The organism is Alteromonas sp. BZK5, from assembly GCF_014349115.1.
In the GTDB taxonomy this organism is placed as follows: domain Bacteria; phylum Pseudomonadota; class Gammaproteobacteria; order Enterobacterales; family Alteromonadaceae; genus Alteromonas; species Alteromonas macleodii.
Genome location: NZ_JACSOE010000013.1, coordinates 68,281 through 79,423, shown reverse-complemented (window position 1 = coordinate 79,423; position 11,143 = coordinate 68,281). Strand labels below are relative to the sequence as shown.

At 45.3% G+C, this 11,143-nt stretch carries 12 protein-coding genes; 6 read left to right on the top strand and 6 right to left on the bottom strand.

The window, feature by feature from the left end:
- Positions 1 to 314 precede the first annotated feature (314 nt).
- From BIZ39_RS05925 to BIZ39_RS05900, 6 genes are all read left to right on the top strand, one after another.
- Positions 315 to 980: a Bax inhibitor-1/YccA family protein gene (locus tag BIZ39_RS05925; RefSeq protein WP_014949619.1), complete on the top strand. Its 666-nt coding sequence runs from the start codon at positions 315 to 317 to the stop codon at positions 978 to 980.
- Positions 981 to 1,036: 56 nt separating this feature from the next.
- On the top strand, positions 1,037 to 1,426 hold the full coding sequence (gene tusD, locus BIZ39_RS05920) for a sulfurtransferase complex subunit TusD (RefSeq protein ID WP_187446574.1): 390 nt from the start codon (positions 1,037 to 1,039) through the stop codon (positions 1,424 to 1,426).
- Complete coding sequence (locus tag BIZ39_RS05915; RefSeq protein ID WP_014949621.1) at positions 1,426 to 1,794, top strand: DsrE family protein; 369 nt, start codon at positions 1,426 to 1,428, stop codon at positions 1,792 to 1,794. Before tusD ends, BIZ39_RS05915 begins: the two co-directional genes overlap by 1 nt.
- A complete protein-coding gene (locus BIZ39_RS05910) occupies positions 1,794 to 2,138 on the top strand; it encodes a hypothetical protein (protein WP_187446573.1) in 345 nt (114 codons plus the stop codon). The genes BIZ39_RS05915 and BIZ39_RS05910 overlap by 1 nt, the downstream gene beginning before the upstream one ends.
- Entirely contained in the window at positions 2,135 to 2,482 is a 348-nt protein-coding gene (locus tag BIZ39_RS05905) for a TusE/DsrC/DsvC family sulfur relay protein (RefSeq protein ID WP_187446572.1), read from the top strand. Before BIZ39_RS05910 ends, BIZ39_RS05905 begins: the two co-directional genes overlap by 4 nt.
- Before the next feature lie 270 nt (positions 2,483 to 2,752).
- Positions 2,753 to 3,190, top strand: coding sequence for a host attachment protein (locus BIZ39_RS05900; RefSeq protein WP_187446571.1), 438 nt, complete (start codon positions 2,753 to 2,755; stop codon positions 3,188 to 3,190).
- A gap of 76 nt (positions 3,191 to 3,266) precedes the next feature.
- On the opposite strand, the gene BIZ39_RS05895 is transcribed toward BIZ39_RS05900, so the two are convergent.
- From BIZ39_RS05895 to BIZ39_RS05870, 6 genes are all read right to left on the bottom strand, one after another.
- Positions 3,267 to 3,980 carry an SOS response-associated peptidase family protein gene (locus tag BIZ39_RS05895; protein ID WP_187446570.1) on the bottom strand — a complete coding sequence of 238 codons (714 nt, stop codon included), beginning with the start codon at positions 3,978 to 3,980 and terminating at the stop codon, positions 3,267 to 3,269.
- 274 nt (positions 3,981 to 4,254) lie between these two features.
- A complete protein-coding gene (gene serS, locus BIZ39_RS05890; protein WP_187446569.1) occupies positions 4,255 to 5,550 on the bottom strand; it encodes a serine--tRNA ligase in 1,296 nt (431 codons plus the stop codon).
- A 10-nt stretch (positions 5,551 to 5,560) separates the two neighbouring features.
- A complete protein-coding gene (gene crcB, locus BIZ39_RS05885) occupies positions 5,561 to 5,944 on the bottom strand; it encodes a fluoride efflux transporter CrcB (RefSeq protein ID WP_014949631.1) in 384 nt (127 codons plus the stop codon).
- 73 nt (positions 5,945 to 6,017) lie between these two features.
- Complete coding sequence (locus BIZ39_RS05880) at positions 6,018 to 7,325, bottom strand: replication-associated recombination protein A (protein WP_187446568.1); 1,308 nt, start codon at positions 7,323 to 7,325, stop codon at positions 6,018 to 6,020.
- Entirely contained in the window at positions 7,312 to 8,136 is an 825-nt protein-coding gene (lolA, locus tag BIZ39_RS05875) for an outer membrane lipoprotein chaperone LolA (protein WP_187446567.1), read from the bottom strand. Before lolA ends, BIZ39_RS05880 begins: the two co-directional genes overlap by 14 nt.
- Positions 8,137 to 8,152: 16 nt before the next feature.
- Positions 8,153 to 10,948 (bottom strand): DNA translocase FtsK, encoded by a 2,796-nt coding sequence (locus BIZ39_RS05870; RefSeq protein WP_187446566.1) that lies wholly within the window; start codon positions 10,946 to 10,948, stop codon positions 8,153 to 8,155.
- Between the last annotated feature and the right edge of the window lie 195 nt (positions 10,949 to 11,143).

Sequence of the window (11,143 nt, the reverse complement as noted above, 5' to 3'; positions counted from 1 at the left end):
TTCGAACCCCCGGTGGGTTTGACCCCACGTCTGATTTCAAGTCAGGTGCATTAAACCGGGCTCTGCCAACTCTCCTGAAGTGCTGCGTATCTTAATGATATTTTTATGACTGTAAAGCGAAAAATTAAAAAAGTTGTCTAAGTGCCGAGATTTCAATCAAATAGACTGTTTAGCACGTATAAGAGATGTTTTTATATTCACCTGACACCATTTTCATCTGAAACTACTTGAAAATGGGAACTAAAACCCATACAACATACACTAAATAATTGTGTACCATTTTGGTCATATCATAAGTCCTGTTGGAGGAAACAATGGATCAACGTTCGATGTATTCAAGTGCATCTCAACCATCGGTATTGCAGACGAACAAGGTTCTACGCAACACCTATATGCTGCTTGCGATGACACTGGCGTTTAGTGCGGTTTGTGCTGGTATAGCAATGGCAGTAGGCATTTCTCCTATGATGTCTCTTGTTATGACTATCGGCGCTTTTATTACGTTATTTGTAGTTCAGAAAAAAGCTGATTCAGCATCTGGTATCTACTGGGTGTTTGCATTCACAGGTTTAATGGGTGCATCACTAGGTTACACGCTTAATTTCTATCTAGGCGTTGCGGGCCCAGGCTTGATCATGGAAGCGCTAGGTGCAACAGCCCTTGTGTTCTTCGCGCTTTCTGGCTACGCACTTACCACTAAGAAAGACTTCTCGTTTATGGGCGGATTCTTGGTAGTAGGTCTAGTTGTAGTGCTTGTAGCTGCTATTGCGAACATCTTTTTCGCAGTTCCAGCGGTAAGCTTAGCAATCAGTGCAGCGATTGTGTTTATTATGTCAGGTTTCATCTTGTTTGATACAAGTCGTATCATCCACGGTGGTGAAACAAACTACATTCGTGCAACAGTTTCGCTATACTTGAACATATACAACTTGTTCACGTCTATCCTTCACCTTCTAGGTGCATTTGGCGGCGACGATTAAAACAGCGTTAAAGGTTGAAAAGATAAACACCCCTTAACCGGGGTGTTTTTATTTGTATGGCAGAATATTCAATACTTATCACATCATCACCGTTTCAAGGCGATACAGCGTTACGCGCCCTCTCCTTTGCACAAGGTGTAATCGATAATGGTGATGTAATAAACAACGTTTTCTTTTATAGCGAAGGTGTACACCACACTAATAACTTAATGCTAAAGACGGGTGACGAGCTGTTCGTACTTGATAGCTGGAAGACTCTAGCGACTGAACACAACGTGAAATTACTAGTATGCATTACCGCCGCCGTTAAGCGAGGTATTGTTAGTGAGTTAGAGGCGAAAGAGAATGGGTTGTCTCAGGCCAACTTAACCGCGCCTTTCGAGCAAGCTGGCTTGGGCGAATTCTTCACTGCGCTCCATGATTGCAACAGGTTGGTACAATTCTAATGGCGCAACTACTTATTAGGTTTACGCAAAGCCCTTTTTCCAATGCTAAAAGCCAAGACGGTTTAGATTTTGCGCTTGCTGCAACAAACTATGGGCACGATGTTAAAGTGCTTTTTGAAAGCCAAGGTGTACTGCAGCTTGTTAAGGCAGCGTCTACCAAAGGACTAAAAAATCACACCAAACGTTTAGCTAGCATGCCGTTTTTCGATATCGAAGAATGCTTTGTGTGTAAAGCAAGTGCAGATACCTACGACATTGAGCAGGTTCTTTCAAATAACAGTTTAGTTGATGAGTTAGACTGTGAGTGGATAACCCCAGAAGAAAAGGTCACGCTTATCCAAAGCGTAGATCATGTGGTGACATTCTAATGCTTATTATTATTTCAACGCCAATTTTGAGCACTGAATACAAACAGCTTATTGAAGCCACTTATGAGCAATCGACTTCTACTTATGTTGTATTTGTTGGTGATGGCGTTTATGCCCCTGCATTAAACACCGCGTTTTTTGAGCGGCTGGCCAATACGGTAAAAAGCACGGTAGAGAGTACGACAAAAGGCACGGCAAAAGACAAACCAACGCTTAACCTGTCGTTCTTGAGTACAGATGCGGATACCAGGGGCGCAAATCTTCCCGAACATTTTAATCCAATTTCCCACAAAGAACTTGCTGCAATATCAGCAAAAAATCAGCACTGGATACCCCTTTCATGACACAAGAAACCTATAGCTTCAATTATAAAGGGCAAGCAATCCCTACAGACAAAGCCGGGTATTTACTCGACTATACCCTTTGGGAAGAAGGTATGGTTGAGTTGCTGGCGCAAGAAGAGAACATTGAATTAACCGAAGCCCACTGGGAAGTGGTGCGCTTCGTACGCACATTCTATGAAGAGTACGAAACCAGCCCAGCGGTTCGTGCTTTGGTGAAAGCTATGGCCAATAAGTTTGGGCCAGAAAAAGGTAATAGCCGCTACCTGCAGCGACTCTTTAAAAAAGGCCCGGCTAAGCAAGCCACCAAACTGGCAGGGTTACCTAAACCTGCGAAGTGCTTGTAAAGGCGATCGCACATTATATTTAAAGTGCTAGCGCCCCCGGCTAGCCTTCTGCTAAAAGCACTTGTTGATTTGCTTCACGGGTTGAGACCCGATTTAAGGTAGCTATCAGAAGAGCCACCCTATTGTTAACTGTTTTAGCCTTGGTGTTGATATTGCAACTCCCCTCCTACATTGGCGTTTTATCTCGGGTTTCAGGCATATTTTTCATACTTGCCTTTTACCGAACACCATAAACGTGAATGTTTTACATAAATGGACATAGGAGGCTGTATGACAGTTCAAAAACACTACGTAATTGTGGCCAACCACGACGACGCCACAGCTTACACCTATACCAACCACGGAAGTGCACTTGTTGAAGTAAAAAAGTGGCACAACGAGTTTAGTGGCGCGAGTGACCAAGACATTTATACAGATAAACCCGGCAGACAATCGGCTCCCGCTTCGCAAGTACCAGGCGTTGATAGCATGAATCGAAAAGATGCTGCCGAACTCGAAGATGAACGATTTGCTAGTGATATTGCTGACTGGCTAGATGGTGAGCGTAAACGAGGTGCATTGGGCTCGATAGATATTATTAGTGGGCCTAGATTTCTTGGTAAATTGAGAAGCGGAATGTCATCTCAATGTTCAGACGTCGTCGACAAAGAAGTGAAAAAGAATGTTTTAGGCGCGGACGAAGAAACCTTGCTTTCCTACCTTAAATAAAACGTTATTTAGTAGTTAGATTGTCACAGGCGGCTGTTGTCATTGCCGCCTTCTCCTACTCGCTTATAAGTAAAAGTTAGCGGTTTTCGTCAGCTTTTAACACATTAACCTCACCGATTGCCTCGGCGCTTTTAAACGTCTTTACTCGCGTGACTTCAAGATCGGTATAAACACGAGGATTATTCAAAATATATTCTACCTCATTGTTCAATGAGCCTTGTGTGTCAGCCGCTAACCACGCATTTATCGCATGTGCATTATGTGGAAGAAAGCAAGGAATGGATTTTTCATGATACTGACTAAACCCCTCTACGGGTGGGCGCGTCACTACTGCACAGGAAAATAGGCCATTACTAAACCGCCGGTATACCGCGCCAATGAGCAATGCACCAGTAGCCGGTTTCATTAAATAGTGCGCTTTTCCTTTACCAAGTGGGTTTGACTCCCCTACTGCAGTTGCGACAACCACAGCGCGTCGTTCACGAATGAACTTGCTCCAATAAGGGCTTTCTAAATTACGGGCATTGAATGTGGTTCTGTTGCCAACCTCTAACGTGTCGCCAACGGGCTTAGCATCAAACCACCATGTAGCATCGATGGTGCTATCACCAGATACAATTAAATTGGTAATTTGTCGTTCAGGCACATGTCCAAACGCAGGATAAAAGTTAATAACATTGCTTGTGGAAGATTCATTGACAAAAAGCGGAATGGTTTGTGTAAGCCCGACTTCTTCAAGTAGCGCAATAACGTCAGGTGAGTCAGTAATACGCTGTATAAATCCGCACATGTAAGAAAGCCTATGAGTTTGTACTCGCTTCAAGGTACAGAAATTATAAGGGAAGTAACACAAAAAAGAGCCACCACGTTCACGTGGTAGCTCATCGTTTTAGTTAACGCTTATTCGAAGCGAACAGTAATACCTCCATTCAACCTGCGACTTTACACGGGGTGGAGAATGAAAGAATCCGACACTGAATGCAATGTCGGATTTTGTATGTTTTAGCTTATAAAAGGCTCTGTTTTGAGGCGGGGCTCAGTTCATGTGCCCAAAAAATAGCTCGCTAAGAAGCCTTAATCACTTCTTGCCCTGCCATGTAAGGCACAAGCGTCTTTGGAATCTTAACGCTTCCGTCTGCCTGCTGATTGTTCTCTAAAATAGCAACAAGCGTACGCCCTACCGCTAAACCAGAACCATTCAATGTGTGAAGAAGTTCAGTTTTATTCGTTTCTGGGTTACGGAACCTAGCCTGCATGCGTCGTGCTTGGAAATCCAACATGTTTGAACATGAAGAAATTTCACGATAGGTATTTTGCGCAGGTAGCCATACTTCAAGATCGTACGTTTTACATGCGCCAAAGCCCATATCACCAGTACAAAGCAACACTTTGCGGTACGGTAATTCTAGCTTTTGAAGAATAACTTCTGCGTGTCCTGTAAGTGCTTCTAGCGCGTCAAAGCTCTCTTCCGGCTTAACTAACTGTACAAGTTCTACCTTATCGAACTGATGCTGACGAATAAGGCCACGGGTATCACGACCGTACGAACCAGCTTCTGAGCGGAAGCAAGGCGTATGCGCAGTCATTTTCACAGGCAGTGATTTCGCATCTAATATTTCATCGCGTGCAATATTAGTTAGCGGAACTTCCGCCGTTGGAATTAGGCTAAGCCCCTGTCCTTCTTCGGTTGCTGGCTTGGTGTGAAATAGGTCTTCACCAAACTTAGGCAGCTGGCCTGTGCCATAAAGGCTGTCAGCGTTAACCAAGTAAGGCACATACATCTCTTGGTAGCCATGCTCTTGTGTATGGGTATCTAGCATGAACTGAGCAATTGCACGATTTAGGCGAGCAATATCGCCGCGCATCACTACAAAGCGGCTTCCCGTAAGCTTACTTGCGGTAGCGAAATCTAAGCCGTTGTTTAAGCCTTCAGCCACATCAACATGATCTTTAACTTCAAAATCAAACGTGCGTGGTTCGCCCCATCGAGAAATCTCAACATTGTCATCTTCGTCTTTACCCGCTGGTACAGACTCGTGTGGCAAATTAGGAATGCCTTGCGTAAGGGTGTTAATTTCTTCCAACAGTTCGCTAAGTTCCGCTTTAGCGGCGTCAAGCTCGTCACCAAGCTTACCCACTTCAGCCAATAGCGGTGCAATATCTTCGCCCTGCGCTTTTGCTTTACCAATGGATTTACTTCGTACGTTACGCTCGTTTTGCAGATCCTGTGTTCTGGACTGAAGTGTTTTTCTTTTTTCTTCAAGCGAACTGAAAGCTGCTACATCGAGGTTAAAACCACGGGCAGCTAATCGCTTAGCTGTTTGTTCTATATCGCTTCGCAAACACTTTGGATCTAACATGTGTTTCTAATTATCCTTTCATCAATTGAATGGCTAGCCAACCTGCTATTAGGCAAGCGCCAACGTTAAGAAATACATTTGCTGCGGCTTTAAGCCACAACCCGTTTTCTAATAAAGTTAAGGTTTCAACGGAAAATGTTGAGAATGTAGTAAAGGCACCTAATAGCCCTACACCGATAAGCGCTCGGTAAGGAGAGTCGCTTAAATCATGACGTTCGATAAAACCGTACAGTAATGCGAGTGCAAACGACCCGACCACATTCACCGTTAGTGTACCAAACGGCATGTGTTTTCCAAATAAGGAATCAACACTTGTGGTAACAAAATAGCGTAAACAGGCGCCGGTCGCACCGCCAGCGGCAATAAAACAATACAAAGCTAACCCTTGAGGCACGAAAACTCCCTAGCGCATTTTTTTATTAACTAATTCATATAATCTGAACTAGTTGAGTTACATGTCTGCAACTTTACCTTTTATTGTTGCTTCTCGCATTAAGTGAATCGAGAAAATCGCGTTTGGCTTTTAGGGCTTTTTCTAAGCCGCGCTCGTTGGGATTATATAAGCGTGTACCAGTTAGGCTTTCAGGGAAGTAAGATTCACCCGCCGCAAAGGCATTTGGCTCGTTGTGCGCATAGCGGTAACCGTCGCCATGACCGAGCTCTTTCATAAGAGACGTAGGCGCATTGCGTAAATGCATGGGAACAGGTGCATCAGAGGTTTTACGCGCCAATGCTTTTGCTTCGTTAAACGCCATATATACCGCGTTACTTTTTGCAGCTAATGCACAATATACCGCAGCTTGAGCAATAGCGCGCTCGCCCTCTGCAGGTCCTACTCGGTGAAACGTGTCCCAGGCATTAATACAGAGCTGCATCGCCCTTGGGTCGGCATTACCAATGTCTTCAGACGCGATAGCAAGTAGACGTCTTCCTACATACAGCGCATCTCCCCCGCCATCAAGAATTCTTGCGTACCAGTAAAGGGCTGCGTCTGGATCTGAGCCTCTAACAGATTTATGAAACGCGGAGATTAGGTCGTAGAAGGTGTCTCCTTTGTTGTCGTAACTAGCAACTTTTTCGCCTACCGCATGCTCAACATCGCTTACGGTTATTTCGTTTGCTCCGGTGAAGTCGGCAGCAAGCTCTAAATAGGTGAGAAGACGACGTGCGTCGCCGCCACTTAAATCAATAAGCGCGTTTCTGGCTGTTTCTTCAATACCAAGGGCTCTGTCACCCAGACCTTTTTCAGTATCGCTCAGCGCTCTATCAATCAATTCTGACAGTGCTTCGTGTTCGAGTGTCTTTAGCACATAAACACGTACACGAGATAAAAGCGCTTTATTTAATTCGAACGAGGGATTCTCTGTCGTTGCGCCAATAAAGGTAACAACGCCAGACTCAACAAATGGAAGAAACGCGTCCTGCTGACTTTTGTTGAATCGGTGTACTTCGTCAACAAACAACAAGGTTCGCTGGTTATAACGGGCGTTTTCTTCAGCCGTATCCATGGCGGCTCTGATGTCTTTTACCCCAGAGGTAACCGCAGAAATACGCAATACAGATGCGTTGGTGTATTGAGCAATGAGTTCGGCAAGGGTAGTTTTACCGGTACCAGGTGGACCCCACAAAATCATAGAATGGCAGTGACCCGCCTCTAACATTTTACGAAGAGGCTTACCTTCGCCAAGTAAGTGTTCTTGACCGCTGTACTGCTCTATGGTGACCGGGCGCATTCGCGCCGCGAGGGGCGCGAAATCTTGATTAACGCTGGTCATCAATTATGAAGCTGTCTGGAATATCAACTGAGAACGTATCAGCGGGCACTGGAAAACGCGCTTCAATATTACTGAACACCAAAGTGCTGATTTGCTGTTGCGCATCGAGCATATTGAGCGAAGCGAGTTCACTGTCTTGGTTAAAGGTTAATGTAAGCGTTGCGATTTGGCCGCCTTGTTCTTTAGGCGTGATTTGGTAGCTTTTTATTGCACTAACACCATTGATGTTGTCTGCCGCGCCCTTTTCAGGTTTTAAAGCCGATGAACCGCTATTTAATTGACTGATAGAGAACTTTGACCACGTTGCTTCATCTGTCGATGTAAGCAAAACAATAGGGTTATCTTTAATCGCATTGTCTTGAGATAGGACTGTCACCTGCTCTACAAAGGTATCCACATTCCAAACCGCTTCGCCATCGGCAACCAAAAGGGTTTCATCAGGAAACGTTGTTTCCCAGCGAAGCTTATTAGGGCGGGTCATGGTCAGCGTGCCTTGTGCTTCGTGAACGACATTTTGCTGTGCATCGACTACTGTTTGCGCAAAACTTGCGCGAAACTGCTTCATATTGCTTAACAACGCCTGCAGTGACGTACTCGCAGAATCATTGATAAGCGATGAAGTTTTGGGCTGACTGGTGTTTACTGTGGCATTAGCCTGATTAGCGTGATGAGCACTGACAACCTCGTGAGCATTGTTGTTGCCTATATTTGAACCTGTAGTACCTAATTCTACCGCAGCGTTAGCAGCATTCATTGCTGTACCTGCCGTTACCAATGCACTCACAAAATAAACCGAAACTGCTTTATTCATTTATTCAATCCATTCGTTATTCTTTGTGGGGCGGCGGTGCAAGAACCTCACGGTTCCCGTTATGCCCCTGTGCACTTACGACACCACTCATTTCCATTTGTTCAACCAAGCGCGCGGCCCGATTGTAACCAATTCTAAACTTACGCTGCACGCTCGACACACTAGCTCGACGTGTTTCAGTAACAAACGCCACGGCTTCATCATAGAAGGCATCAAATTCTTGATCCTCACCTTCAGGCTGTTCGCCTGGCAATAAGACTTCAGCCGTCGCTTCGCCATTCAGGATCTCGTCAATGTATTCAGGCTCACCACGTTTCTGCCAGTCTGCAACTACAGCATGTACTTCGTGATCATCCACAAATGCACCGTGAACACGGGTTGGCACAGGGCTACCAGGAGGCAGATAAAGCATGTCACCCATCCCTAGCAAAGTTTCTGCGCCTTGTTGGTCTAGAATGGTTCTTGAGTCTATTTTACTAGAAACTTGGAATGCACAACGGGTTGGAATGTTGGCCTTGATCAGACCTGTAATAACATCTACAGATGGACGCTGTGTGGCAAGGATAAGATGGATGCCCGCAGCACGTGCTTTCTGCGCGATACGTGCAATAAGCTCTTCTACTTTTTTGCCCACTATCATCATCATGTCGGCAAATTCATCGACCACTACCACGATAGCAGGAAGTTTGGCTAAGTCAGGCGCTTCAGCATCCATACTTTCTTCATTCTTCCACAGTGGGTCCTTTATTGGTGTGCCATTAGCAATAGCTTCTTCTACTTTCGCGTTATAGCCCTTTAGGTTACGCACGCCAAGAGCGCTCATTAGACGATAACGACGCTCCATCTCACCCACGCACCAACGAAGGGCATTGGCGGCTTCTTTCATGTCGGTAACCACTTCAGCAAGCAAGTGAGGTATACCTTCGTACACCGAAAGCTCAAGCATTTTCGGATCAATCATGATCATGCGAACATCTTCTGGCGTGCTCTTATAAAGCAGACTAAGAATCATAACGTTCACACCTACAGATTTACCTGAACCTGTAGTACCTGCAACCAAAAGGTGAGGCATTTTGGCTAAATCGACCACCACTGGCTGCCCTGAAATATCAGCGCCCAACACCATGGTTAATGGTGATTTATTAGACTGAAAAGTATCGCAGCTAATAACTTCGCTCAGCCGCACCATTTCACGTTTTTTATTCGGCAGTTCTAAGCCAATTACTGACTTACCCGGAATAACTTCCACTACACGCACCGAGATAGCTGACATAGCGCGGGCTAAGTCTTTCGACAGTCCTGAGATCTTGCTCACTTTTACCCCAGGTGCTAAATCAAGCTCAAACCGGGTAATAACAGGGCCTGGGAACACGCCAACCACCGTCGCTTCAATGTTAAAGTCAGCCAGTTTTTCCTCTACCAAACGAGAAATACCTTCAATCTCTTCTGGCGTAAGCGGGTTTTCATGTTTGTCGGCACGTTCAAGTAAATCAAAGGACGGCATAGGTGGTAAATCAGGGTCTAACTCACCTGCCCTCGCCTTCACGGGTTTGGCACCTAGTGCAGCAGGCGTAAATGCTTGGTTAGCACCTTGACTCGCTCCCTGAGTTTCAACAGTTTGCGACTGTAGCGTTTCCGTATTTGGTTCGCTACCTTCAACAGATGGCGCGCTGTTATTTGCAGAAGTTATTGGCTTGCTTCCAGTTTCGTAAGGCAAGTCTTCATCAAACTCTTCTAAGTCGTCAAAGTTAATATGCGGACTTTGCTGTGCTTGGTGTTTATGCTCATGTTGACTGCTATCATCTTCTGACTGAACTGAGTCATCTTGGCTCGATTTACCCAAACCCACTTTGTCTTTAAAGCTACCAGTAACCGCACTACGCATACCTGACAATGAGAACGACGACTTTTTCGTCTCAGCTGCATCTACATCTGTACTTGATGTCGCATCGTCTTCCTCGGCGTTTACAGTATCGTTGGGATTAGATTGAACAGACTTGTCTCCGTCATAGGTATAAAACGGCGGCTCATCATCTACATCGTCAATGCTAAAGGTAGGCTCACTGCGTAATGGCGTAGTTTTCTGTGTCTGTGATGGTTTTGTCTGTGCAGTAGAAGCCAAAGGTTCAGCGCGCATACTGGTAATATCTAGCTCTGCACCTTCGTCGCCACTTTGATTAGACGATTTGTTAGCTAGGGCTAGTCGCGGCATTTCAAATGCTAACAAACTCTGAGGCGCTGAAAGGGTCTTACGTCCTAACCACAGCGTACCTTCACCTAACCTGTCGATAATAGTGAGCCAGCTAATACCCGTTAGTAAGGTAAAGCCCGTACAGAAGAAACAAAGAAGTAGCAAAATTGTGCCAGCGGTATTGAAGTAAGGCACTAGCGCTGAACTAATTACGTCGCCAACAAATCCGCCGGCTGAAAAGTTGTAAATGTCGTCAAAATTTATACTGGCGATGCCCGTTGCACCGAGGGCCATCAACAGCCCACCGATAATTCTTAATCCAATAGTAAGGTAATCGAATTCATCGAGTTCTTTAATGTGTTGGAATAGAAACCACCCTAAGAAGGCGGAGCCGAAAGGCAGCAAATACGCTAAAAAACCAAATGAGAATAGCAGAAGATCAGCGACCCACGCCCCTGTTGCTCCAACCCAGTTGTGAACGTCGAGTTGTAATCCAGCCTGACTCCAACCTGGGTCTCCTGGATGAAAAGATGCTAGTGCCAGCAATAAGAAGAAGGCGAAAACACAGGCGATAATCATACCTGCTTCCCACACTCGCTGAACCCCTGTTAATCGCGCCATAACCCTAAAAAACCTTCAATTTCCATCGCATGTATTAACCGCAGATAGCTTTTTACGCTATGCGGTAACCGCAGTACTAACCGCAACAAAGAGCTTAGCGAACTCTTTGCTATTCCTACATAATTATTATTGATTTACTTTTTGGTAAGTTACTGAGCGCATAACTGAATTAATACACCCATCCCCTACCCTGTG

Bases quoted from the DNA above. Each gene is read 5' to 3' on its own strand.
- BIZ39_RS05910 (WP_187446573.1), top strand. From the start codon at position 1,794: ATGCTTATTATTATTTCAACGCCAATTTTGAGCACTGAATACAAACAG.
- tusD (WP_187446574.1), top strand. From the start codon at position 1,037: ATGGCAGAATATTCAATACTTATCACATCATCACCGTTTCAAGGCGAT.
- BIZ39_RS05870 (WP_187446566.1), bottom strand. From the start codon at position 10,948: ATGGCGCGATTAACAGGGGTTCAGCGAGTGTGGGAAGCAGGTATGATT.
- BIZ39_RS05915 (WP_014949621.1), top strand. From the start codon at position 1,426: ATGGCGCAACTACTTATTAGGTTTACGCAAAGCCCTTTTTCCAATGCT.
- BIZ39_RS05925 (WP_014949619.1), top strand. From the start codon at position 315: ATGGATCAACGTTCGATGTATTCAAGTGCATCTCAACCATCGGTATTG.
- serS (WP_187446569.1), bottom strand. From the start codon at position 5,550: ATGTTAGATCCAAAGTGTTTGCGAAGCGATATAGAACAAACAGCTAAG.
- BIZ39_RS05905 (WP_187446572.1), top strand. From the start codon at position 2,135: ATGACACAAGAAACCTATAGCTTCAATTATAAAGGGCAAGCAATCCCT.
- BIZ39_RS05880 (WP_187446568.1), bottom strand. From the start codon at position 7,325: ATGACCAGCGTTAATCAAGATTTCGCGCCCCTCGCGGCGCGAATGCGC.
- BIZ39_RS05895 (WP_187446570.1), bottom strand. From the start codon at position 3,980: ATGTGCGGATTTATACAGCGTATTACTGACTCACCTGACGTTATTGCG.
- BIZ39_RS05900 (WP_187446571.1), top strand. From the start codon at position 2,753: ATGACAGTTCAAAAACACTACGTAATTGTGGCCAACCACGACGACGCC.
- lolA (WP_187446567.1), bottom strand. From the start codon at position 8,136: ATGAATAAAGCAGTTTCGGTTTATTTTGTGAGTGCATTGGTAACGGCA.